The organism is Vibrio sp. Vb0349, assembly GCF_033338975.1.
Map to the genome: position 1 here is coordinate 241,140 of NZ_JAWOTS010000002.1, position 25,022 is coordinate 266,161.

At 43.8% G+C, this 25,022-nt stretch carries 23 protein-coding genes; 14 read left to right on the plus strand and 9 right to left on the minus strand.

The window, feature by feature from the left end; all coding sequences use genetic code 11:
- Positions 1-109: 109 nt before the first annotated feature.
- The 6 genes from thrS (at position 110) to R7Q47_RS04385 (ending at position 4,986) form a co-directional block, all read left to right on the plus strand.
- A complete protein-coding gene (thrS, locus tag R7Q47_RS04360) occupies positions 110-2,038 on the plus strand; it encodes a threonine--tRNA ligase (protein WP_248487534.1) in 1,929 nt (642 codons plus the stop codon).
- A 3-nt stretch (positions 2,039-2,041) separates the two neighbouring features.
- On the plus strand, positions 2,042-2,593 hold the full coding sequence (infC, locus tag R7Q47_RS04365) for a translation initiation factor IF-3 (protein ID WP_080276913.1): 552 nt from the start codon (positions 2,042-2,044) through the stop codon (positions 2,591-2,593).
- Between the two features lie 121 nt (positions 2,594-2,714).
- Positions 2,715-2,909, plus strand: a complete 195-nt coding sequence (gene rpmI, locus R7Q47_RS04370; RefSeq protein WP_005377932.1) for a 50S ribosomal protein L35 — start codon at positions 2,715-2,717, stop codon at positions 2,907-2,909.
- A gap of 40 nt (positions 2,910-2,949) precedes the next feature.
- Positions 2,950-3,303 carry a 50S ribosomal protein L20 gene (rplT, locus tag R7Q47_RS04375; RefSeq protein WP_004727974.1) on the plus strand — a complete coding sequence of 118 codons (354 nt, stop codon included), beginning with the start codon at positions 2,950-2,952 and terminating at the stop codon, positions 3,301-3,303.
- A gap of 189 nt (positions 3,304-3,492) precedes the next feature.
- Positions 3,493-3,810 (plus strand): heavy metal-binding domain-containing protein, encoded by a 318-nt coding sequence (locus R7Q47_RS04380; RefSeq protein WP_130546017.1) that lies wholly within the window; start codon positions 3,493-3,495, stop codon positions 3,808-3,810.
- Between the two features lie 366 nt (positions 3,811-4,176).
- Positions 4,177-4,986: a helix-turn-helix domain-containing protein gene (locus R7Q47_RS04385; protein WP_005385480.1), complete on the plus strand. Its 810-nt coding sequence runs from the start codon at positions 4,177-4,179 to the stop codon at positions 4,984-4,986.
- On the opposite strand, the gene R7Q47_RS04390 is transcribed toward R7Q47_RS04385, so the two are convergent.
- The gene (locus tag R7Q47_RS04390; RefSeq protein WP_005377915.1) at positions 4,979-5,164 is read right to left on the minus strand and encodes a hypothetical protein; all 186 of its coding nucleotides are present in this window, start codon (positions 5,162-5,164) and stop codon (positions 4,979-4,981) included. The genes R7Q47_RS04385 and R7Q47_RS04390 overlap by 8 nt on opposite strands.
- Before the next feature lie 270 nt (positions 5,165-5,434).
- On the opposite strand from R7Q47_RS04390, the gene R7Q47_RS04395 reads away from it, so the two are divergent.
- The 6 genes from R7Q47_RS04395 to pheT all read left to right on the plus strand — a co-directional run bounded on the left by R7Q47_RS04395 (position 5,435) and on the right by pheT (position 14,446).
- The gene (locus R7Q47_RS04395; RefSeq protein WP_005377913.1) at positions 5,435-6,223 is read left to right on the plus strand and encodes a TetR/AcrR family transcriptional regulator; all 789 of its coding nucleotides are present in this window, start codon (positions 5,435-5,437) and stop codon (positions 6,221-6,223) included.
- A 249-nt stretch (positions 6,224-6,472) separates the two neighbouring features.
- Positions 6,473-8,851 (plus strand): efflux RND transporter permease subunit, encoded by a 2,379-nt coding sequence (locus R7Q47_RS04400; RefSeq protein WP_248487536.1) that lies wholly within the window; start codon positions 6,473-6,475, stop codon positions 8,849-8,851.
- Positions 8,852-8,869: 18 nt separating this feature from the next.
- Positions 8,870-9,661 carry an outer membrane lipoprotein-sorting protein gene (locus R7Q47_RS04405; protein WP_213889993.1) on the plus strand — a complete coding sequence of 264 codons (792 nt, stop codon included), beginning with the start codon at positions 8,870-8,872 and terminating at the stop codon, positions 9,659-9,661.
- A gap of 10 nt (positions 9,662-9,671) precedes the next feature.
- On the plus strand, positions 9,672-10,847 hold the full coding sequence (locus tag R7Q47_RS04410) for a hypothetical protein (RefSeq protein ID WP_411912867.1): 1,176 nt from the start codon (positions 9,672-9,674) through the stop codon (positions 10,845-10,847).
- A 191-nt stretch (positions 10,848-11,038) separates the two neighbouring features.
- Positions 11,039-12,022, plus strand: coding sequence for a phenylalanine--tRNA ligase subunit alpha (pheS, locus tag R7Q47_RS04415; RefSeq protein WP_005385470.1), 984 nt, complete (start codon positions 11,039-11,041; stop codon positions 12,020-12,022).
- 18 nt (positions 12,023-12,040) lie between these two features.
- Positions 12,041-14,446: a phenylalanine--tRNA ligase subunit beta gene (gene pheT, locus R7Q47_RS04420; RefSeq protein ID WP_248487538.1), complete on the plus strand. Its 2,406-nt coding sequence runs from the start codon at positions 12,041-12,043 to the stop codon at positions 14,444-14,446.
- Between the two features lie 213 nt (positions 14,447-14,659).
- Here pheT and R7Q47_RS04425 read toward each other — a convergent pair whose 3' ends face one another.
- Positions 14,660-15,541 (minus strand): AEC family transporter, encoded by an 882-nt coding sequence (locus tag R7Q47_RS04425; RefSeq protein ID WP_318088661.1) that lies wholly within the window; start codon positions 15,539-15,541, stop codon positions 14,660-14,662.
- A 534-nt stretch (positions 15,542-16,075) separates the two neighbouring features.
- Here R7Q47_RS04425 and ihfA point away from each other — a divergent pair.
- Entirely contained in the window at positions 16,076-16,372 is a 297-nt protein-coding gene (gene ihfA / locus R7Q47_RS04430) for an integration host factor subunit alpha (RefSeq protein ID WP_005377899.1), read from the plus strand.
- A 121-nt stretch (positions 16,373-16,493) separates the two neighbouring features.
- Here the strand turns inward: ihfA and R7Q47_RS04435 are convergent, their stop codons facing one another.
- Positions 16,494-17,273, minus strand: a complete 780-nt coding sequence (locus R7Q47_RS04435; RefSeq protein WP_025766820.1) for a phosphoribosylglycinamide formyltransferase — start codon at positions 17,271-17,273, stop codon at positions 16,494-16,496.
- A 315-nt stretch (positions 17,274-17,588) separates the two neighbouring features.
- Here R7Q47_RS04435 and R7Q47_RS04440 point away from each other — a divergent pair, with 315 nt between their 5' ends.
- On the plus strand, positions 17,589-18,239 hold the full coding sequence (locus R7Q47_RS04440) for a thiopurine S-methyltransferase (protein ID WP_154204661.1): 651 nt from the start codon (positions 17,589-17,591) through the stop codon (positions 18,237-18,239).
- Positions 18,240-18,311: 72 nt separating this feature from the next.
- On the opposite strand, the gene purT is transcribed toward R7Q47_RS04440, so the two are convergent.
- The 6 genes from purT to R7Q47_RS04470 form a co-directional block, all read right to left on the minus strand.
- Positions 18,312-19,487, minus strand: coding sequence for a formate-dependent phosphoribosylglycinamide formyltransferase (gene purT / locus R7Q47_RS04445; protein WP_021033842.1), 1,176 nt, complete (start codon positions 19,485-19,487; stop codon positions 18,312-18,314).
- A gap of 143 nt (positions 19,488-19,630) precedes the next feature.
- A complete protein-coding gene (gene cdd / locus R7Q47_RS04450) occupies positions 19,631-20,518 on the minus strand; it encodes a cytidine deaminase (RefSeq protein ID WP_206959126.1) in 888 nt (295 codons plus the stop codon).
- A gap of 431 nt (positions 20,519-20,949) precedes the next feature.
- Positions 20,950-21,627, minus strand: coding sequence for an LrgB family protein (locus R7Q47_RS04455; protein ID WP_005377888.1), 678 nt, complete (start codon positions 21,625-21,627; stop codon positions 20,950-20,952).
- 1 nt (position 21,628) lies between these two features.
- Complete coding sequence (locus tag R7Q47_RS04460; protein ID WP_005397786.1) at positions 21,629-22,003, minus strand: CidA/LrgA family protein; 375 nt, start codon at positions 22,001-22,003, stop codon at positions 21,629-21,631.
- Positions 22,004-22,058: 55 nt separating this feature from the next.
- On the minus strand, positions 22,059-23,480 hold the full coding sequence (gene sbcB, locus R7Q47_RS04465; RefSeq protein WP_017820876.1) for an exodeoxyribonuclease I: 1,422 nt from the start codon (positions 23,478-23,480) through the stop codon (positions 22,059-22,061).
- Between the two features lie 157 nt (positions 23,481-23,637).
- On the minus strand, positions 23,638-25,011 hold the full coding sequence (locus R7Q47_RS04470) for an L-cystine transporter (protein ID WP_248487540.1): 1,374 nt from the start codon (positions 25,009-25,011) through the stop codon (positions 23,638-23,640).
- Between the last annotated feature and the right edge of the window lie 11 nt (positions 25,012-25,022).

Below are 25,022 nucleotides of genomic sequence, written 5' to 3' on the forward strand. Positions count from 1 at the left end.
TTCGTGTTACCGAGAGGCCTTTATTGACTCTCAACTATTTTCAACAAATAGCTTCTAATTTGAATAACATGTGTTGCTTGGTGTGCAACACCACTGTAAAGGACATAGCATGCCTATTATTACTCTTCCTGACGGCAGTCAGCGTCAATTTGACAACCTAGTTTCTACTATGGAAGTTGCGCAATCGATCGGTCCTGGTCTTGCAAAAGCAACTATCGCTGGTCGTGTAAACGGTAACCGCGTTGATGCGTGTGATCTAATTGAAGAAGACGCAAGCCTTGAAATCATCACAGTTAAAGATGAAGTAGACGGTCTAGAAATCGTTCGTCACTCTTGTGCTCACCTTCTTGGTCACGCTCTTAAGCAGCTTTACCCTCAAGCTAAAATGGCGATCGGTCCAACCATCGACAATGGCTTCTACTACGATATCGACCTAGACGAATCTCTAACGCAAGAAGATCTTGAAAAGATTGAAAAGCGTATGAAAGAGCTAGCGAAAACCAAGTACGAAGTGGTTAAGAAAAAAGTAAGCTGGCAGGAAGCGCGTGATACGTTTGAATCACGTGGCGAACCATACAAAGTTGAAATCCTAGACGAAAACGTATCTCGCGATGATCGTCCAGGCCTTTACCACCATGAAGAATACATCGACATGTGTCGTGGTCCTCACGTTCCTAATATGAGCTTCTGTCAACACTTCACTTTGCTGAATGTTGCAGGTGCTTACTGGCGTGGTAACAGCGACAACAAAATGCTTCAACGTATCTACGGTACGGCTTTCCACGACAAGAAAGCACTGAAAGCGCACCTAACTCGCCTAGAAGAAGCGGCGAAGCGTGATCACCGTAAGATTGGTAAGCAACTAGACCTATTCCACATGCAGCAAGAAGCACCGGGTATGGTGTTCTGGCATCACAATGGTTGGTCTATCTTCCGTGATCTAGAAGTATTCATCCGCGCTAAGCTAGATGAGTACGGTTACCAAGAAGTGAAAGGTCCACTTATGATGGACCGTGTTCTTTGGGAACGCTCAGGTCACTGGGATAAATACGCTGATGCAATGTTCACAACTTCTTCTGAGAACCGTGAATACGCGATTAAGCCAATGAACTGTCCAGGTCACGTACAGATCTTCAACCAAGGTCTAAAATCGTACCGCGACCTACCGCTACGTATGGCTGAGTTTGGCTCATGTCACCGTAACGAACCATCTGGTGCACTACACGGTATTATGCGTGTACGTGGCTTTACTCAGGATGACGCTCACATTTTCTGTACTGAGAGCCAAATTCAAGAAGAAGTAACAAACTGTATCAAGATGGTGTACGATACGTACCAAACATTTGGTTTCGACAACATCGTAGTGAAACTGTCTACTCGTCCAGAGAAACGTGTAGGTTCAGATGAAATCTGGGATCAATCTGAAGAAGCATTGAAGCAGTCTCTTGAATCGATGGATATCCCATACGAAATTCAAGAAGGCGAGGGTGCGTTCTACGGCCCTAAGATTGAATTCACACTATACGATTGTCTAGACCGTGCGTGGCAGTGTGGTACTGTCCAGCTAGACTTCAACCTACCAGGTCGCCTAGGCGCTACTTATGTAGGTGAAAACAATGAACGTCTTGTACCGGTAATGATTCACCGTGCGATTCTAGGTTCACTAGAGCGCTTCATCGGTATCCTTATCGAAGAATATGCTGGTTTCTTCCCAACTTGGTTGGCGCCAGAACAAGCAGTTCTTATGAACATTACTGATAAACAGTCAGGTTATGTTCAAGAAATAGTACAAAAACTACAAAAAAGTGGAATTAGAGCTAAAGCGGACTTGAGAAATGAGAAGATTGGCTTTAAAATCCGCGAACATACTTTGAAGCGTGTACCGTATATGCTTGTTGTTGGTGACCAAGAAATGGAAGCTGGCGAAATTGCAGTGCGTACTCGTAAAGGTAAAGATCTTGGTAAATTTAAAGTGGATGATTTTATTGCATACATCCAAGACGAGATCTCTAGCCGTAAGCTCAATCTGGAGGAATAAGCTATTAAAGGCGGAAGACGTGGCCAACAGCCGGTAAAACAAAACCCGCACCGTATCAACGGTGAAATTCGTGGTATTCGTGAAGTTCGACTAACAGGCGCTGACGGTGAATCAGTTGGTGTTGTATCGATTCAAGAAGCCATTGCAGCTGCTGAAGAAGCTGGTATGGATCTCGTTGAGATCAGTCCTAACGCCGAGCCACCTGTTTGTCGTGTGATGGACTATGGTAAGTTCCTCTTCGAGAAGAGCAAAACTGCTAAAGAGCAGAAGAAGAAGCAAAAGCAGGTCCAGATCAAGGAAGTAAAATTCCGTCCTGGAACTGATATTGGAGACTATCAGGTAAAACTACGCAACCTGACGCGTTTCCTTGAAGAAGGCAACAAAGTGAAAGTAACAATTCGCTTCCGTGGCCGAGAGATGGCACACCAAGACATCGGTGTTGACGTTCTAAATCGTCTTAAGGAAGATACTGCAGAAATTGCTGTAGTTGAATCTTTCCCTAAGAAGATTGAAGGTCGCCAGATGATCATGGTGCTAGCCCCTAAAAAGAAGTAATTAACGGCTCATCAAGTAATTAAAACCTAGCCGCTTTCCTTTCGATAAAGGCATAACGGCTGGGTTTTGTTCGCCCTAATTACGTTGTTTATTAAACCTACTCAATGCGGAGTTATTCATCATGCCTAAGATGAAAACCAACAAAGGTGCTGCTAAGCGTTTTAAGAAAACTGCTGGTGGTATTAAGTACAAGCACGCTACAAAACGTCACATCCTGACTAAGCGTACTACTAAGAACAAGCGTCAACTACGTCCGAATGCAATCCTTCCAAAATGTGAAGTGGCTGCAGTAATCCGTATGTTGCCATACGCTTAATTCTTTTTAGTTATCAATCGTTTAGTTTAGGAGAAGCATAATGCCTCGCGTAAAACGTGGTGTACAAGCTCGTGCACGTCATAAGAAAGTTCTAAAACAAGCTAAAGGTTACTACGGTGCGCGTTCACGTGTTTACCGCGTAGCTTTCCAAGCAGTTACTAAAGCTGGTCAATACGCTTACCGTGACCGTCGCGCTAAGAAACGTCAATTCCGTCAACTATGGATTGCACGTATCAATGCGGCATCTCGTCAAAATGGTCTATCTTACAGCCGTTTCATCAACGGTCTTAAGAAAGCATCTATCGAGATCGACCGTAAGATCCTTGCGGACATCGCAGTATTCGACAAAGCTGCATTTGCAGTTCTAGTTGAAAAAGCGAAAGCTGCTCTTTAATTAGCAGTTTAGGATTAAGAGAAGGAGAGCATTAGCTCTCCTTTTTTATTGCTAAAATTTATACCCAAATGACTTTTAGCTTGGTTATTTAGAGTATTGTTTATCAGTCTTCTCAATTTATTGGTTAGCACCTTATGTTAGTTATAAGGTAGCTTGGGTATAAATTTTTACGTTTATAAGGGATTAAAAATGATCTACACAACGACCGAAAGCATTCCTGGCAAGCAGATCTCTGAAATCAGAGGGGTTGTAACTGGTAATGTTGTTCAATCAAAACATATTGGCCGTGACCTCATGGCGGGTATCAAGAGCATTGTTGGCGGCGAAATTCGTGGTTACACGGAAATGATGACCGACGCGCGTGATATTGCTATACAACGCATGGTGGCGGACGCTGAGTCTAAAGGTGCCGATGCAATTGTAGGGATTCGATTTACCACAAGCTCAATCGTAGATGGTTCTTCGGAAATTTTGGCATTTGGTACTGCGGTGAAATTAGCGAACTAGTCTACTTGAATAGCATTGCAAAAATGCCAATAGAGAGCGGTGAATTATTATGCATTTACCGTTCTGTTCCTTTTAGGTTAATTATTCTAGATTTTTGTAGAGCGAATAGGTTTATATTCTCAACTTTACGTTACTATTAAAATTAATCACGACAATTTAGAGTAATTGCTTTACTTTTATTTTGCATATTATTTTATATCTATAATGAAATTGAATTCATATTGAATTTTTCATTTGTTGTGTGAATTCTCCTTTCAGTATATTAATTCATGTTTTTCTTATAAAAATATGAACTTATACCTTGCCAAGCGGTTCTAAATTGTTACAAATACTATACAGCTGTAACATTGCCAAAAGGAATTGTAGATGAGAGATCTGACTCCCGAATACTTGCTAGCCGCATTACGCCAAGCGATTAAAACAAAAGGGCTAACATATCGAGAGCTATCTGAGAAAATGGGTATGCCACTGTCTACCTTTAAGAGACATCTTACAAGCACGAATCTCGCTTTAGATAAGTTGCTGGAATATTGTAGAGCGGTTGATTGCACGTTAGATGAACTACAAAAGCTCGCAAATCAATTGCAAGGTGAAGACGAGGATTACTTTAGTCGCACACAGGATGAAGTATTCTTTCAATTCCCTCACCTTTACGACTTTTATCGTGAATTGAGAATGTTACGAGGTAAAGACGGCTATTCTATTTTAAAGAAAAAGTATGACTTGTCTGAGCAGAGCATGTCCGATTACTTAAAAGCATTAGAGTTGTTGGATCTCGTTTACGTTGATGAAGATAAAAATATAACGCTGCACGGACCTTTATATTATAGCTATGCAGAGAACTCCAAGCTCAACGACAAATATACCGAAATCATAAAAGAGCAGACGACTACCCACGATAAGTGTGTTCGCGTTGCTTTGGCGCGTATGAAAATTACCGAAGAACAGCTTTTGTTACTGGAAGATCAAGTCGCAAAGACCGTCATCGATTTTCATTCCAAAAATGTTGTAGCAGAGAACTTTAATGTCTCTGATTTTACTAATATTGTTCTACTTGCTGGGCCACATCAGCCAGTCACATTCTCTGACGGCATTATTGAGACAGAGGGGCGATTTATTGATGATATTCGTTATGCCATCGCAGCTGCAGGTGATAAGCCAAGCCTATCTATATAGATTTTGAGCCTTTTTTGAAGAGAGTTTCTGAAAGGGCGTTGCAAAAGAAAAAGCCTAAGACAGCAAATACTTTGTAAGTAGGGCATTCAGCGGTGTTTGCTCTTAATTCAGACTTAAAGTGTTTTGGGCTTATTTCGAATAATACCTGTTCAGCATCTACTTTCGTTATTTTTAACATGCTGATTTCCTTCGTTGTTCCTCCCAAAGCCTCTCTCGCTTCCTCTACAAAGAAACCATTCTCGTTGAACCAAGCATCCTGTAGCTACTTGGGTATGCATAATTGGTGGCTATTTATCTTCTAATTATAAATTCATACTTGAAATGTTTGTTTTTTGATCTATTATGACGAAGTGTCATTTGTGACGGTTCGTCAACTTTAGTTACGTTCCTGTATTAAAGAATCGTGTTACAATTATTGGGAGTGTGTTGGTATACGGATCAAAGGATTATGTTTAACTTTCGCTGTAAAAAATATAGCAAGCAAGACGGATGTCGTGTGTCTTCAGGGCTAACAAAAAAGCAACAGGCGATTGCTGATCGTGAGATAGAGCTTATTCAATTGGCTAAGTCTTTAGTTCAAGAGCAAGGCTTTGCCAACTTAACGATGGACAAGCTTACAGCGTCAAGCCCTTATTCTAAAGGGACGATCTACAATCATTTTTGCAGCAAAGAAGATGTGATTCTTGCGCTTTGTATTCATTCGCTGAAAAGCGAAGCAATATTTTTCGAACGTACCGCCAAATTTAATGGCAATACCAGAGAAAAAATCATTGCGATGCATGTAGGTTATCGTATTTACGCTCGTATGGAGCCAGTACTATCAACCTGTGCGATTGTTGCAAAGACGCCTTGGGTTCTAGAGAAGGCTTCGCCTAAACGTGTGAATGAACTGAATAACTTGGAAGAACAAGTAATAGATGGTGCTGATGCGCTGGTGAACAATGCGGTAGAATGTGGTGATCTTAAGTTTTCTCCCGCAATTGGTTCTGATGCTATTGTATTCGCCAACTGGTCTATTGCATTCGGTTCAAACGCTTTGGCGCAAAATGCATCGAACAGTCGATGTATTCAGCGAATTCAGGACCCATTCTCAGTACTGCACAACGCGAATATGTTACTTGATGGTTTAGGTTGGTCGCCTTTATCTACAGAATGGGACTACCGTAAAACCTGGCGTCGAGTGGAGCAGGAGTTATTTAGTGAAGAGCTTGCTTATTTAGAGTCAGTGAATCGCTAATAAACTGGAAAGGCCAATCTGACGTTATGGTTGGCTTTTTTATCGCACTATTGTGACGAATCGTCATTAAATCTCGAGGGTTGGCGTTCAGCCAATGATCACGAGAAGCATAGGAAGTTACTAAAAACTGACTTATGTAGCCAAATTCATTCGATCTAAAGTTTGCATGTCGAGTTTGTCTGGTTATTTACAGCATTTGCTGTTTTTTTAGTTTTTAAATTTGACGAAACGTCACAAAAGGAGAGTGTGATGCCACATCACAACGTTCAACAATACGCCCGTTCAGGGTGGGGTAAGCTACCAACGAATTACAGTGTATTGGTGATGCTTGCTACCGTTTTATTGATTGTCATAGCAACTATTGGAGGAAAAAATCTTTACTTTAGAGGAGATTACGACATCTTCTTTGATGGAACAAATGAGCAGTTACTTGCGTTTGATGAAATTCAAACCACCTTTGCAAAATCTGACAGTCTTGCTTTGGTTATAGCGCCAAAGAGCGGCACTGTTTTTACTCCTAGCACATTATCTCTTATTCAGCAGATCACTGACGAGGCGTGGCAAGTTCCATACTCCACCCGCGTTGATTCCCTCGCCAACTACCAGCATACCGAAGCGTTTGAAGATGATCTTCTTGTCGAAGACTTACTGTATAGCGAATATGAATTGACACCTCAACGAATAGAGAAAGTCAAAAGTATTGCGTTGAGTGAGCCGGTTTTGAAAAGTTCACTGATTTCTGAAAAAGGAGATGTCACGGTCGTAAACATTACGGTCCAACTCCCTGAAATAGATAAAACTGCTGAAGTACAAGAGGTGGTTGCTTACATAAACGGAATGATTGAACGTTATCAGCAAGTGTACCCAGACACGGAATTCCACAAGGCTGGTATTATTGCAATGAACTACGCGTTTATGACCGCAGCCCAAGATGATAGCGCAACATTAGTGCCTACTATGTTACTAGTGATATTGGTGTTTCTGACCATCATGTTGCGCTCATTGCTTAGCGTCATCGCGACGCTCATCGTTATTATCGGCTCGGTTATGGTTACAATGGGCTTGTCAGGATGGGCTGGTATGTTCTTAAGCACGGCGACCGTTAATGTGCCTACCTTGGTGATGACGCTTGCCGTCGCAGACTGTGTACACATCATCGCGACAATGCGTCAGTCTATGCAAAACGGCTTTAGTAAAGCCCACTCTATTGAGCGAAGTATTGCGCTCAATTTCATGCCTATCTTGATTACCTCCATTACCACCGCGATCGGCTTTTTAATGATGAATATGTCGGATTCTCCAATCCTGAGAGATTTCGGCAACCTATCAGCCCTTGGCGTCATGGTTGCTTGTTTCCTTTCCATCACGTTACTTCCCGCCTTGCTTAATATCCTTCCGGTTACGGTGAAGTCGGATACTTCTGATGAAAGAAAGCACTTTATGGATCATTTAGGAGATTTCGTGGTGTCAAAGCGACATGCGTTATTGCCGTTGTCGGTGCTTGTTATTGTCGCGAGTGCGAGCTTGATTCCGCTGAACAAAGTCAATGATGAATCCGTCGAGTACTTTGGCCATAGCAATGAATTTCGCCGAGCGGCTGATTTTATGGAAGAGCGAATCAGTGGCATGGCGAACATCAGTATCGCGATAAAAACCAACGAATCGCAGGGCATTGCCGATCCTAATTTTCTCAATTCCGTGGGTAAATTTACTGACTGGCTAAGGTTGCAGCCAGAAATGGACCATGTTGCGACCTTGAGCGATGTTTATAAGCGCCTAAACAAGAACATGCATGGAGATGATCAGGCTTATTACTCGCTCCCTCAAGAAAGAGAATTAGCGGCTCAATATCTGCTGCTTTATGAAATGTCACTACCGTATGGTTTAGATTTGAACAACCAAATCAATGTAGATAAGTCGTCGATCAAGATGGTTCTCACCGTGGAGAACTTGGGCAGCGTCGAGCTTGTTGATTTGGAAAATCGCATTTACCAATGGTTTAACGAAAACGCGCCTCAATATGATGTTGTTGCGTCTAGTCCTTCATTGATGTTTGCGCATATTGGTGAAACGAATATGGCCAGCATGCTGTCAACCTTGCCCATTACTCTTGTCTTAATCTCTGCATTACTGATCTTTGCCTTGCGTTCGTTCAAGCTTGGCTTAATTAGTCTTGTCCCGAATATTGCTCCTGCGCTTATTGGTTTTGGTATTTGGGCGCTGGTTTCTGGCGAGATTAACTTGGGATTGTCTGTCGTTGTGACATTAACGCTTGGTGTTGTTGTCGATGACGCCGTTCACTTTCTTTCTAAATATCAACACGCTCGTAAAGATGGCCACAGTGCGGAGCAAGCGGTTCGCTACGCCTTTCGTACCGTGGGGCGCGCTCTCTGGATTACGACGGTCGTGCTTGTTGCTGGTTTCTCTGTTCTGGCGATGTCGAGCTTCCGTTTAAATGCCGATATGGGACAGTTGAGTGCCATTGTCATCTTTATTGCCCTTGTTGTGGATTTCATCTTTCTACCGACTCTACTGATGTTGTTTGACAAAGGCGTCTACGTCGAGGTGGACCGCCGAAACAAGCTTAAATCAACTGACTCTCAAACCACGGCTGTTACTCAGTCATAACGAATCAAAGGATTGAACATGAATTTACTAAAAAATGCCTTAAAAGTATCTGCACTTTCTGTCTCGCTTTTTATGAGTCATGCGGTGTTAGCGGATCAAGCGAAAGGATTAGAGATTGCTCAAGAGCGCAAAGCCCGTGATGAAGGGTGGGGGGATTCTGTTGCTACGATGCAAATGATTCTGCGAAACGCGCAAGGAGAAAGCAGCACACGTTTAATGCGCTTACAATCACTTGAAGTTGATGGCGATGGTGACAAAGGGCTCACGATATTTGATGAACCGAGAGATGTAAAAGGCACGGCGTTTCTCAACCATTCTCATACGGTGGGTGCCGATGACCAATGGCTTTACCTTCCTGCACTGAAACGTGTGAAACGTATTTCCTCGCGTAACAAATCAGGTCCTTTTATGGGCAGTGAATTCGCGTATGAGGATCTCAGTTCCTTTGAGATTGAAAAATACCGTTTCAACTACCTAAAAGATGACAGCATAAACGGGCAAGATGTTTTCGTCGTAGAGCAAATTCCGACCGATAAGAACTCAGGTTATACCAAGCAAACGGTGTGGTTAGATAAAGCGCATTATCGTCCACTTAAAGTTGAGTTTTACGACCGCAAAGGCTCTTTGTTAAAAACGCTTTCTTTTTCCGATTACAAGCAATATCTCAACCAATATTGGCGAGCGCACACTATGGCGATGACAAACCATCAAACAGGAAAAAGTACTGAGCTAACGACTAGCGAAATGCGTTTTAACACTGGATTACAAGACAATGACTTTCATAAGAATGTGTTGAAGCGAGTGAGGTAGTGGAGGAAAAATGAAGCGATTAAATGTTGGGTTGTTGCTTAGTGCAGCAGCCTTTTTTTACTCGATGCCTCTGACTGCCGTCGAGCTCGCAGGACAAGTCAATATTGAGCATCGTCAGTTTTTTAAAACGGGCTCTCAGGGTCAGAGCAAAGCGCAAACGTCATTGGTTTTGCAGCCAGAATTTTACTGGGAGATGCAAAATGGTGATGCAAACTTTACTTTCACACCTTTCTATCGTCTGGATGGTCTAGACGATGAACGAAGTCATGGCGACATACGAGAGGCACTTTATCTGACTTATTGGGATGATTATGAGCTTCGAGTTGGGATTAGTAAGGTCTTTTGGGGAGTGACTGAATCAGCCCATTTAGTTGATGTAGTAAACCAAACAGATGCCATTGAAGCCGTCGATGGTGAAGATAAACTCGGTCAGCCGATGTTACATTTTACCTCTTTCAAAGACTGGGGCACCGTCCACGCAATGTTGTTACCTTACTTTAGGGAACGAACGTTTGCGGGTACAGATGGCCGCTTGCGAACCGAACCCGTTGTCTCTGATGATGCTATCTATGAATCAAGCACAGAAGAGAAGCACGTAGATGTGGCTTTTCGATATTCGAAAATGCTTGGCGATTGGGACGTAGGCCTAAGCTATTTATATGGAACAAACCGGGATCCTTACTTTCGTTTAGAGTACGGAGAATTAAAGCCTTACTACGCTCTGATGAGTCATGTCGGTCTGGATGTGCAAGGAATCGTTGGCGATTGGTTATGGAAACTGGAAAGTATTTATCGAGATAGTGCTGATAATCATGTCGGTCTTGTGACGGGCTTTGAGTATACCTTCGTCGGTGCATTTGACACGGTTTGGGATGTGGGGGTTATTGGTGAGTACCTCTATGACAGTCGTGGGAACAACGCACAAACTATCGGTCAAAATGATGTGTTTGCAGGTATTCGTTGGGCGCTCAATGATGAGGACGGAACGGAAGTATTGACGGGAATTACGAAGGATTTAGATAACGATGATGTTTACAATGCTAAGTTAGAAGCATCGAGCCGAATATCGAATCACGTTAAGTGGCAAATTGATGCTTGGTTGTTTAAAAATGAAACACCAAATGATTTGCTCTACTTCGCTAGAGATGACGATTTTATCGAGCTATCTATTCAATACTATTTCTAAAACAAAAGGGCACAACTAAACGGCAGATTAACTAAAGATGACATTTTTGACGTTTTTGTGCTCTTTTTATTCAATAACCTCTTCTTTTCGTAATTCAATTTGGCATTGGTGCCCGGTTTGGCTACTATGTACAGCTATCAAAAAACCAATCACTCCCTTATGGACACTACCTACAGGTAGATGAGGAAACGATGCAACATCTAGAAGAGATCATTGCTAGCGCGAGCACTGCAATTGAAGCTGCCGAATCGCTAGTCGCACTTGATGAAGTGCGTGTTCAGTATCTGGGTAAAAAAGGTGAGCTAACTGCTCAACTTCAAAGCCTAGGCAAACTACCACCAGAAGAACGCCGTGAAGCTGGTCAAGAGATCAATAAAGCGAAAGGCGTAGTTCAGCAAGCTATCGCAGCTCGTAAAGATGCACTACAACGTGCTGAGCTTGAAGCGAAACTAGCAGCAGAAACAATCGACGTAACACTACCAGGTCGTCGTATTGAAAACGGTGGTTTACACCCAGTAACTCGTACTGTAGAGCGTATTGAGAAGTTCTTTGGCGAACTTGGTTTTAACACCGAGGCTGGCCCAGAGATCGAAGATGCATTCCACAACTTCGATGCGCTAAACATCGCAGCTGATCACCCAGCGCGTACTGACCACGATACTTTCTTCTTCAACCCAGATTTGATGCTTCGTACTCACACGTCAGGCGTACAGATCCGTACGATGGAAAATGGTAAACCACCATTCCGTTTCATCGCACCAGGCCGTGTATACCGTAACGACTACGACCAAACGCACACGCCAATGTTCCACCAAGTGGAAGGCATGCTGGTTGATGAGAACGTAAACTTTGCTCAGCTGAAAGGCATCCTGCACGATTTCCTATGTAACTTCTTCGAAGAAGAAGTAGAAGTACGTTTCCGTCCATCTTACTTCCCATTCACTGAGCCTTCAGCTGAAGTAGACGTGAAAGGCAAAAACGGTAAATGGTTAGAAGTGCTAGGCTGCGGTATGGTTCACCCGAACGTGCTACGTAGCGTAGGTATCGATCCTGAAAAATACTCTGGTTTCGCATTCGGTATGGGTGTTGAGCGTCTAACAATGCTTCGTTACGGCGTGAACGACCTACGTGCGTTCTTCGAGAACGATCTTCGTTTCCTAAAACAGTTCAAGTAATCCAGAGGGTTCATCAACATGAAATTCAGCGAATCATGGCTTCGTGAGTGGGTAAACCCTGCGGTTACTACTGACGAGCTAACTCACCAAATTACAATGGCCGGTCTAGAGGTAGACGACGTTCTACCTGTTGCAGGGTCTTTTACTGGCGTTAAAGTCGGTCACGTTGTTGAATGTGGTCAACACCCAGATGCAGACAAACTGCGCGTAACTAAAGTTGACGTGGGTGAAGAAGAGCTTCTAGACATTGTTTGTGGCGCACCTAACTGTCGCCAAGGTCTGAAAGTAGCAGTAGCAACAGTTGGTGCTGTTCTTCCAGGTGATTTCAAAATCAAAAAAGCGAAACTACGTGGCCAGCCATCTCACGGCATGCTTTGTTCATTCACTGAACTAGGTATCGACGTTGAGTCAGACGGTATCATGGAACTAGCAGAAGACGCAGTAGTCGGTACTGATTTCCGTGAATTCCTAGGTCTAGACGACGTAACAGTAGACGTAGACTTAACAGCAAACCGCGCTGACTGTTTCAGCATTCGTGGTCTAGCTCGTGAAGTTGGCGTACTAAACCGTGCTGACGTGACTGAGCCATCAGTAGAAGCAGTTGCCCCTTCAATCGACGATAAAGTGTCTATCGAAGTGAAAGCGCCAGCTGCGTGTCCTCGTTACCTAGGTCGTGTTATTAAGAACGTAAACGTTCAAGCTGAAACGCCACTATGGATGCAAGAGAAACTGCGTCGTTGTGGTATTCGCTCTATCGACCCTGTAGTAGACATCACTAACTACGTTCTTCTAGAGCAAGGCCAACCAATGCACGCATTCGATCTAGCGAAGATCGAAGGTGGCATCGTAGTTCGTATGGCTGAGCAAGGTGAGAAGATAACGCTTCTTGACGGCAACGAAGCAGAACTAAACGCAGATACACTAGTAGTTGCTGACCACAACAAAGCACTTGCAATCGCAGGTATCTTTGGTGGTGAAGAGTCTGGTGTAACAACTGAGACTAAAGACGTTCTACTAGAGTGTGCATTCTTTGCACCTGACCACATCCGTGGCCGCGCACGTAGTTACGGTCTTCACACTGATTCTTCAATGCGTTTCGAGCGTGGTGTGGATTACGCACTACAAGTGAGCGCAATGGAGCGTGCAACTCAGCTTCTTGTTGAGATCTGTGGCGGTGAAGTAGCACCTGTTGTTGCAGTAGAGTCTGAAGCAGACCTACCTAAGCCAAACAAAGTTGCTCTACGTCGTACTAAGCTAGACAACCTGCTAGGTCACCACATTGCAGATAGCGACGTAGTAGAAATCCTAGAGCGTCTAGGTTTGACTGTTGAAGCTTCAGAAGAAGGTTGGATGGCAGTAGCGCCAACATGGCGTTTCGATATCGCTATCGAGCAAGACCTGATTGAAGAAGTTGGCCGTATCTACGGTTATGACAACATTCCTAACCAACACCCAGCAGCAGCACTTAAGATGCACAACCACGTTGAAGCGGATCTTCCACTGAAACGCGTTCGTGATCTTCTTGTTGACCGTGGTTACCACGAAGCAATTACATACAGCTTCGTTGAGCCTGAGCAACAAAAGCTAGTTGTACCTGGTGTTGAGCCTCTAGTGCTTCCAAACCCAATTTCTGCAGACATGTCAGCAATGCGTCTTGGTCTTATCCAAGGTCTGCTGAACACGGTTGTTCACAACCAGAAGCGTCAACAGCCACGCGTTCGTCTATTCGAATACGGCCTACGTTTCATCCCATGTGAAACTGCAGAAAACGGCATGCGCCAAGAGCCTATGCTTGCAGGTGTTATTGCTGGTACTCGCGGTGAAGAACATTGGGATATCGAAACTAACACGGTTGATTTCTTCGACCTTAAGGGCGATCTAGAAGCGATTCTAGAGCTATCTGCGAACGAAAAAGCGTACTCTTTCGCTGCACTGTCACCTGAAAGCAAAAAAGCTAACCCAGCACTTCACCCAGGTCAATCTGCGGCAATCATCGTAGATGGCAAAGAAGTGGGTGTGATCGGTACCGTTCACCCTGAGCTTGAGCGTAAGTTCGGTCTAAATGGTCGTACTATCGTATTCGAAATCGAATGGTCTGCAATTAACAGCAAAGTGATCCCAGAAGCGGTAGCACTTTCTAAATTCCCTTCAAACCGTCGTGATATCGCGGTAGTAGTGGATGAAGCTGTTGCATCTGGTGACATCGTTAACGCTTGTCTAGAGCAAGGTGGCGAGTTCCTTAAAGATGCGAAACTGTTCGACGTTTACGTAGGTAAAGGCGTTGAAGATGGTAAGAAGAGCCTAGCAATCGCTCTGACTCTACAGTCACTTGAGCGTACGCTTGAAGATGCAGATATCGCGGGTGCGGTTGACGCTATCGTTGCTCACGTTTCTGAGAAGTTTGGTGCGTCTCTACGTGACTAATCTCGCGTAACGCATCTTCTTAAGAAATGAAAACCCTGCCAGCTCGGCAGGGTTTTTTATTTTTAGGATTACCTTATCGTTGTTCAAGTTCCTTACTGCTCGCACCACCCCTCATTACTTTAAAATACTAGACCAAACTAGGGATGGCCCTTACCCGAGATTAGGAACGTATTGTTTTTCAGCTAATACACGCTAACGATAGCTTGTTGGCGGTTAGGCAGCGAGTGAGAGGGTATAGCTAAGCAGAAGAGGTAGCGTAAGAATGCTGAAAAAGTTGCTAAATAGTACCATTGACGCCACTTTCATGGGTTCTATATTCAGCCTTTCCGCAAATAGGTAATTCATGACGGCTGGCGGCAGCATTGTGAAGAGCACCATCATTTGCAATTGCATCGTTGGAAGGGGAATTAACCAATAAATAAGTGCAAAAGCGACAGCACCAGTTGCCAGTGACTGCACGGTACACAACACACCAATCTTTAAACCGTCCAACCTTAAATGACACATTTGTGCCCCCAGAGATAAAAGCATCACGGGTACGGCCGCTTGCCCAAGTAGAGCCGTGGCTTCGTATAAAGGCGCCCATGCACCCACATTTGACACGTTGAGAAACAGAGCCAACGACGCTGCTAAAAAGATTGGCATCTTGACTATTTGCTTAAAAGGGTTGCCATGACTAAGCAGCATTACGCCTAAGCTGATATGCAAGCATGCTGACACGACAAATAAAAGCACTGCTGACGACAGCGCAATTTCTCCAAACGTATAGGTAAACAAAGGAATAGCTAGATTTCCGCTATTGCGAAACATATGTGGTGGCGCCCAGGTTTTAAACGAGAGTGACGTCCATCGACATACCGGGATCATGAGTAGTGCGGGAATTAAAACCGCGACAATTGCCGCCAAAAGAAGCGGCCCCTGATTTGAATCGAGCGGCATGCTAACGAGTGACGAAAATACCAGTGCTGGCGTAAATACCTCAATATTAATGCGGTTTATTGGGCGAAAGTCAGGCTTGATGTAACGACCGACCAAATAGCCAACTCCGACAAGAGCAAAAACAGGGAAAAGAATATTTATGATTTGATTAATCATGGTCGCCTAGAAGCAGTGTAAGAAGCTAATGAGGAAATACACGAACTTCCACATTATCAATCTTTATATATGGCGTCATCGTTAAACAGCGAGAAGCGTGGGTTTAATCAAGCTTTCTAAGCACAGTTGCAAAGTACAGGTGGTCATACCTTTTAATCTAATTGTTACGTATCGAGTTACATACAAATCACTGAATTTACGACAAGTTCTATGTCAAGTGTCTGTTAAATAACCAATATCTGATATTTTTATTAAATAGTGTTTAATGTTGATATTTAAACTACTTTTAGTTTTATAATCTGGATGTTTTTCCTGATAAAGATGAAACAAAAACAAAAATATCAAATTTCTGGTGTTTAACAATAATTTACGTAGTGCTATTCCTTTTGTTCGCCAAGAAAAAAGTTGGCGAAAATCATAAGCTTGTCATACACTTCCTGATGTAACCCCGATATGTTGTTGAATTGGTAGGGTAAAACTGCTCTGGCGCTACACTAACGTAGCATTGTTTAACATAGCTTTGAGGAAAGTTTTATGGCGCTCACAAAAGCCGAACTGGCAGAAAACCTGTTTGATAAATTAGGATTTAGTAAGCGGGACGCCAAGGAAACGGTGGAAGTGTTCTTTGAAGAGATTCGTAAGGCACTGGAAAGTGGCGAACAGGTAAAACTGTCAGGTTTTGGTAACTTTGATCTTCGTGACAAGAATGAACGACCTGGTCGTAACCCGAAAACTGGTGAAGATATTCCAATTACTGCTCGACGTGTAGTGACTTTTCGCCCGGGTCAGAAGTTAAAAGCTCGTGTAGAAAACCTGAAGAAAGTACAGTAAGCCGAATAAATGGATCACGCTAAGGCGTGGTCTTTTTTTGCGTAAAATTCGTGTGCATACAAATGAAAACCACCGCAATGCGGTGGTTTTTCTGTTTATGAGAGACGCTTAATGATATCGGTTACGCCGCTTCTAGATGCGTTGTTAAGTATGGTTGCCATGCTTGTTGGTACAAGTTCTTAGACTGTGTACGCATGTTGCGAATAGAGGCAAGCTCTATTTCGCTTAGCTCACGTTTTTCCAACATCGCTTGACGTTCTAGTTTCTGGATTTTTTCGTATAGGTCGTGTTCGGGACCGCTTTTTACATCTGCGATTGCTTTCAAGTGCAGTTGAACTTCGGCTACTAGGTTTGTTTTTGGTAAACGAACGAGCAAGTTCAAGTCTCTATATCCTGAAGGGCCAGGTTTTTTGAATCGATTTTTTACTTTCACAATCGTTGTTTCACGCTCTAACGTTTCATAAATGGAGACTAAACTCGCGACGTCTTCAGCTACAATCGTTGCACGTGCTAGGTCAGTAATACGTTCAACTTTCCCATCTAACTCTAAAGCTATCTTTTCTTCTGCTCGTTGTTTGGATTTCACGCCTGCGAAGTATGGCTGAGCGTCATTAAGAAGTGCGGTACTTTTACAGATAGTTTCAAGTTCAAATTGCGCTTGGTGAGCTTTGCTGTAAAGAATGTCGAAGTCAGAATATGGCTGAGTTGGTGTGGTGTCGATTGACTGAATGCCATATAAACCGCTAAGGCTGTGTTTAAAAAGTTTCGAACAAACTTCGTTTTGGCTGGTTGAACGATTTTGTTCGCCACTAGGCGCAGGGGTAATTGGAAGTGCGGCAAATGCCGGTGCACGGCTAAGTACCAAAAGCATCAATGCTGTAGTACGAAGAAATAAGCTCATTCACTCTCCTTAACTTGCTTGTACTTAGAAAATAGGGAACATAAAGGTCGCTAAGTTCGGCAAATCAGGTACTAACTTATAAATGGGGCCATTACGAAAGATTCCAAGGTTTCAGTTTTATCTTGAAGTAGAATCGTGCGTTAGATCACCATTTCTCTTTTCTTTATTCTGATTATCAGATAGAGGCGCGTCTCCTATGAGACCGATTACATCCTATCACCGCAGTATTAACCAAAGATGAACGGCATAGACAAATTGAAAAAAAACGTTAGTCTTACCTCTCAAAATGAAAACAGCCGACAAGTAGAAAGTAAAATGAGAGACCAAGAATTTTGGCATAACAAATGGGCCAGCAATCAGATCGGATTTCACTTGGAAGATGTAAACCCGCTATTACCAGTATATTGGAAACACACTAATCCAAAGCGTGAAGATAAAGTGTTAGTTCCTTTATGTGGAAAGTCAGAAGACTTGATTTGGCTAGCGATGAAGCATGATTCGGTTGAAGGTGTTGAGCTAAGCCATATTGCTGTGCGTGCCTTTTTTGCTGAACATTTTTACACGCCAACGGTAACGCCTCTTAATGGCAAGCACGAGCTTTATCAATTTGATGAGCTCTCTATTTATACTGGGGACTTTTTCACTGCACCACTATCTCAAGCCGATATCATTTATGATCGCGCCGCGTTGGTTGCTTTACCGCAAGATATGCGAGAGGAGTATGTAGAGCGTCTCAAGCAACTGCTGAACCCAGGCGGTCGTATTTTGCTTGTTACACTCAACTATCCTCAAGAAGAGATGGCGGGGCCTCCATTTAGCGTGCCGGTCGAAGAGATTGAGCAGTTATTTTCAGGTTACAAAGTTACTTGTTTGAACGTAGATGAAGCTGACGAGAATCATCCTAAAATTGTGAAAAAAGGCTTAAGTCGCTTCTCTGAAGAAGTGTACTTAATCGAGAGTGAATAGGCTCTCTTCGGTTTGGAACACGAAATAGCGCAGCAATTTGAGCTGCGCTATTTTTGTATGAGTGGTTCGTATTTAATAAATGATATTCACTTTTGAAGCACTTTCAACAGCATCTTGAACGGCTTCTTCGGTGGTTTTTCGTCGCGTAAGGACAACACCTAAACGGCGGCGGCCATCGATTTCTGGCTTACCGAATAGACGAACTTGTGTTTGAGGTTGAGCTAAAGCTTTGCTTAGGTTTTCAAAGCGAATGTTTGTGGAAGTTCCTTGTCCAAGAATAACAGCAGACGCAGATGGGCCATATTGCACAATATTATTAATTGGCATTCCGGTAAACGCGCGCACGTGGAGAGCAAACTCAGACATTTCCTGCGAAATCATTGTAACCATACCCGTATCGTGAGGGCGAGGAGAGACCTCATTGAAAATGACTTTATCGCCTTTGACAAACAGCTCTACACCAAAGATGCCGTAGCCACCGAGCGCGTTTACCACTTTCTCAGCCGTGTATTCAGCTGCTTTTACTGCGTTTTCTGACATAGCTTGCGGTTGCCATGATTCGCGGTAGTCGCCATCTTCCTGACGATGACCAATTGGAGCACAGAAATGCACACCGTCAACGGCTCTGATGGTCAATAAAGTGATTTCGTAATCGAAGTCGATAAAACCTTCCACGATAACGCGACCTGCACCCGTACGTCCGCCTTCCTGAGCGTAATCCCATGCTTTTGTAACGTCGTCTTCGGTCTTGATAACACTTTGCCCTTTACCGGAAGAGCTCATCACTGGCTTCACCACGCACGGAATACCCACATGTTCAACCGCGGCTTTGAAGTCTTCAAAGTTATCTGCAAAACGATAAGGTGAAGTCGTCAATTCCAGTTCTTCTGCTGCCAAACGTCGGATACCTTCACGATTCATTGTTAGCCTGGTTGCCTTAGCGGTTGGAACAACATTCAGTCCTTTTTCTTCAAGCTCTACCAGTTTGCCGGTTGCGATGGCTTCAATTTCTGGTACGACGTAAGTAGGTTGTTCCTTCGTAATAACTTCTTCTAAGGCGTTCCCATCTAACATGTCGATAACATAACTACGGTGAGCGACTTGCATCGCTGGAGCATTGGCATAGCGATCACAAGCAATCACTTCTAAACCAAGTCTCTGGCATTCAATGGCGACTTCTTTACCGAGTTCGCCAGAGCCTAAAAGTAATACACGGGTAGCATTTGCGCTAGTTGCAGTGCCAAACATAGTGTTCCCTTACAAAATAGAGTGATGAGACAGAAATTGCAGGAGATCATACTGAAGTTTTATGACAAAGCAAACGTTTGCTTTTGGTTTTTAGGTAATAAAAAAGCTCTACATGTTGTAGAGCTTTTTGTTGAATTTGTCGTTTATACGTTGACAAAACTAAGCGGAATATCTGGATTCAACGCTTCCAACGTTGATTGCGTATCGGCTAAATGACTGATCTTACCTTCTGAGTTCTCTACCAATGCAGCGGCTTTGATGCTGTCAAAGGTTTCACCCGCAAGTAAAACTTGGATTAGCGCAACTTGTAGCGGTGGCAAGCTAGGATTAAACGCTGCATTTTCTGCATAAGCGCCTTGGAATACACGACCGCTAGTCATCTCTAATGCTAAACCACTCAAGTTGTTGGTGTATGGAGAGTGGCTCATGTTCATCGCTTCAACTGCAGTTTGGATGAGTGCGTCTTCATCATCACATGAGAATTGGTGTTTAACTTCTGCCATTAAGCCGGACTCGATACCGAGATCATTTGGTCCAAAGGCTTCAGGCAGGTATTCATGAAGTGACTTTTCTTCGCGTTCTGGGAGCTGGATTTTAAGCTCGTTTGCGGTAGATAACTCATTCATGAACTGGCGGCAGTGACCACATGGGCTGAAGTTGATAGTGATATCCTTAACACCACGTTCGCCTTTCATCCAAGCATGGCTAATCGCAGACTGCTCTGCGTGAACCGTTTGACCCAACTGTACACCAAAGAATTCCATGTTGGCACCGAAGTAAAGGCGACCTGAAAGACCACGAACGATAGCGCCGACATAAAAGTCAGAAAGGGGAGCATAGGAGTACGCTGCGGCAAAAGGAAGTAGCGCAACACGAAGCTCTTTGTCTGATAGACCGGTAGCTGAAAGCAACTGCTCAAATTGTTGAACTGAAAGCGTAGCATCAAAATCATCAGCTTGGATGATAGGAGCAAGTTGTTTGGAAAGTGCTTCTGGAGCGCCTGCTAGCGCCTGTTCAATGCGACTTTTCATGTTGAATCCTTGTTATTGCATGGACAGTTATTCTATGTGAAAGATAGAAATGTTCCGTGCGTTAGATCACGATAAGTAATGCAATTGATAATTCTGTTACATAATTAGAGTGAGCTCACACATGTATTCGATTGCACAGGTGTGAAGCGTTATCTCCGTCTCACAATTAACCATATCAGTATATATTCATATGACCAAGGAGCAGGAGTATGTTACTAACGCGACTTTTACCGCTACGCTACTTTATACCTACGTAATCTAGAGCGAGTGGTAGCACCTAGAATGCTCATGCTATGAATGTATATCTCAGTCAAGTCCCTTCACGATATTACTGGGTGAGTTTGATAGATAAGATAGGGTTTTGAAAAGGGATAAGTAAGAAACGGAAAGGCTACGGCCTGCCGGAAGGAGGGCAGACCGAGAGCGCTTAACTATTGATATAGCCAGACCGCCAAAGCAAAAAAACTTGGAGCCAAAATAGAAGTTATGATCCCACATAAAACCAATGCGAGTGATGAGAACGCGGCATCTATGGGCTGTTTCTCTGCACAAGTAGCGGTGCCTAAGGCATGAGAGACTGTACCCATTGTCAGACCACGTGCAATCGGGTGTTTAATTCCAATTAAGTTGTAAATTGGGTATGCCAAAATCGCGCCCAATAAACCAACAATCAGAACCAAGATCGCCGCAACGGCAGCTTCACCACCGAGGTGACTCGAAATTTCCATTGCTATTGGCGTAGTGACGGATTTACCCACTAGACTTGCGATTAAACTGATATCTGCTTTGAAAGCGACTGCGATCAAGGTGGTTGTCATCATCGACATCACACTGCCTACTGTGCAAGCAAAAGTGATGATTCGCCAGTTTGCTTTAATCTGTGGTAGTTGTTCATATAGCGGGTAAGCCAGAGCAACTACGGCTGGTTGAAGTAAAAAACTGATCCCTTCGTTATCCGCATAATACGTTTCAAACGGTACATTTAAGTAAGTAAGCAAAGGAATGAGCACTGCAATACTGATCAGCAAAGGATTTGCTAGAGGATTATTCACTTTGATTGCGATTTGGCGCGCGACAAGAAAAACCGCAATGGTAACAACTAACCACATATCAGTGCTTCTCCTTTAGCAAGTAGTCCAGCAGCCAAGCGAGGCTGACTAGTACAATGAGTGAGCCTCCAACTGCGCTAGCAATGATAGGGAGGGCATTAGCGAGTAGCATATCGAAATGTTGCATTAATCCCACGCTAATAGGAACGAACAACAAAATCATGTAGCGGATAAATAGCGTGGCGCCCGGTTTGACCCAATCGACCTTTACAAGCCCAAGAGTCATAGAGAAAAACAGTACGAGCATACCGATGACACTTCCTGGGACGGAAACGCCAGTGAACTTTTGAATGGTAATTCCGATGCCAAGTGCCCCCATGATGAGGAAGATTGAAATGAGCAGTTGGATCAGTTGTAAGAATCGTTCTTTAATCATTTTGACAGTATATAAACAACAAGCACACCATAAGGTGCGCTTGTATTAGGAGGAGTTAAGAAGCTAAGCTCTCTACATAACGGTACACGGATTTTAATATCGCAATCTTCTTTTCGTCACTTTCATGTTCGTGAACTAAGTTTTCTAAATTCAGCATGTACTCTTCAATTTGGCTTTCAAACACTTCTCGACAGTGTAATGCCCAGCGTCTTTGTTCTTGCTCGTCTAATGTGCCTGGGAAGTTACGCGCACGATAGCGGAACAATAGAGGTTTAATGCGCTTGTCATCAAATTCAATGTCTAATGCAGCAAGATTATTCGGATCGGTTTCGCGAATGATATCCATAGCTGCGCGATCGGCTGGAGAAAAGAACCCGTCGTAAAGTTGTGTATCGACGTCATCACTTTTATCGAATTTGCGCTCGACTGAAAAGAGGCTAATCAGCTTTTCTCTAATTTCAGGATGTTGGCGCAACAAAGCGAGATTGGCGAGACATTGTTGGCGATCAATGCCAATAGACTCTGCATTTTCAGCCGTTAACGTTTTTGCAGGGGCGAGAATAGGGCATTTGTTCAAATGAACTAGTTTAACTGGCACTGGTAGCAATTCACCAAGATCTTCGCGCTTCGTGTAGAGTCTTTCGTGCAGCTCTTCTGCGGATAGCTCAAGAATAGGTTGAGGGTCTTTCGCTAAATCGATGGTGATAACGGCGTTATTATTGGTTGGATGCCAAGCAACAGGCACAATCCAGCTAGTGTACTGGCATTCGCGCCCTAGCATGCCTGAAACGTGCATCAACGGTGTCATGTTGACGATGTCGACTAAATCATTGAGCTTGCGCTTTTGGCGCATAGAAAAAAAGTAATCAAACAATTTTGGTTGCGCTGCTTTTACTTTCTTTGCCATTTCGATAGTCGCAACCACATCTGCCATGGCATCGTGCGCGTTACTATGTTCTATGCCGTTAGCCACGGACAAATGTTCTAATTTAAAGCTAGTGAAGCCATCTTCGTTTTCTGGCCATTCTACGCCTTCTGGGCGAAGGGCATGGCACGCGCGTAGTACATCGAGTAAATCCCAACGTGAGTTACCGTTTTGCCAACTCCATGCGTATGGATCGATAAAGTTGCGATAACAAGTATAACGGGTCACTTCGTCATCAAAGCGAATGCTGTTGTAGCCTAAACTGGTGGTATTTGGTCTCGCGAGTTCAGTGTGAATCTTAGCGATAAACTCTGGCTCAGAAAGGCCTTCTTGAACCGTTTTTTGCGGAGTAATACCAGTAATAAGCGCAGCTTCAGGAGACGGAAGATAATCAGCCGGTGGTTGACAGTACATGACTAAAGGCTCGCCGATGATATTAAAGTTTTCATCTGTACGAACACCAGCAAACTGGCTTGGGCGATCTTTCGCGGGGTTGGTTCCCCATGTCTCATAATCAAAGAAGAAAAAAGTGGGCTGATTATCTTGGTGCATTCTGCTTACCGTTTACAAAACCGATGACAGTATTAGACCATTCAACGCCTTGACTAGCAACGAAAGATGCAAGTTGAATTTTTGAAAATGAAAAAAGCCGATGGCGAACCATCGGCTTGATATTTTACGTTTTATCGCTTTGGAAGGAATTTGAGTTCTATGCTCGTGTTTCTTCCAATGTTGCTTCACTTTCTGGTGACTTCAGCACTCGGCTAGCAATTGTACCCGCAGTCATTGAACCTGAAACGTTTAGTGCGGTACGTGCCATGTCAATCAGTGGTTCAATAGAGATAAGCAGTGCCGCGATGGTCACAGGTAAGCCCATTGCAGGAAGAACAATCAAGGCTGCAAACGTCGCACCGCCGCCGACACCTGCAATACCAAATGAGCTGATGGTGATAATCGCAATCAATGACAGGATAAAGTGTAGATCAAGTGGGTTGATGCCCATTGTCGGAGCTACCATCACTGCAAGCATTGCAGGATAGATACCCGCACAGCCGTTTTGGCCGATAGTGGCACCAAACGATGCTGATAGGTTTGCAATCGCTGGTGGTACGTTAAGCTTCGTGATTTGCGCTTCTACGTTTAGTGGAATTGTTGCTGCTGAGCTACGAGATGTAAACGCGAAGGTCAGTACAGGCCAGATTTTCTTAAAGTATTCCGCAGGGCTAACGCCGACAAAAGAGACTAATACGCCATGAACAACAAACATCAGTGCGATAGCAACATAAGACGCCACAATAAAGCCAAGTAGGTTTAGGATGTCGCCTGCGCTTGATGTCGCTACCACTTTTGCCATCAGTGCTGCGATGCCGTATGGCGTTAGGGCCATGATCATCTTCACTAGTCGCATAACGATAGATTGAGCTGCTTCTACGAAAGTACGAATCGGTGATTCCAACTCTGCTTTTTCCATCATCACTTTACGAGCGGCGATACCAGTTAACACGCCGAAAATCACAACAGCGATAATTGATGTCGAGCGAGCACCTGTTAGATCAGCAAATGGGTTGGTTGGAATGAAGCTAACTAGCATTTGAGGAATAGTTAAGTCACTTACTGTACCGGCACGGCTTTCTAAAACGGCGATACGAGCGGTTTCACGCGCGCCTTCAGTTAAACCTTCTGTTGAAAGGCCAAATGTTGTTGTCACCAAGATACCGATGAGTGCAGCAATTGCAGTCGTTACTAGAAGAACAGAGATGGTCAGGCCAGAAATTTTACCTAATGATCCACCTTTCTCCAATTTAACAACTGCAGAGATCATCGATACCAACACCAGTGGCATGATGACCATTTTCAGTAGACCAACGTAGCCACTGCCTACAATGCCTACCCATTCAAGTGTTTGAGCAATAGCGCTGTTGCCTTCACCGTGAATGAGTTGCAAAGCAAGACCAAAAAGAGAACCGGTAACAAGACCGATCAAAACGAGACGTGAAAGAGTGTGTTTCTTTTGTTGTTGGTTAAATAGAAAGAACAATATGCCAACAAAGACGGCTAGAGAGGCTATCACTGCAAAATTCATAATTTGACCTT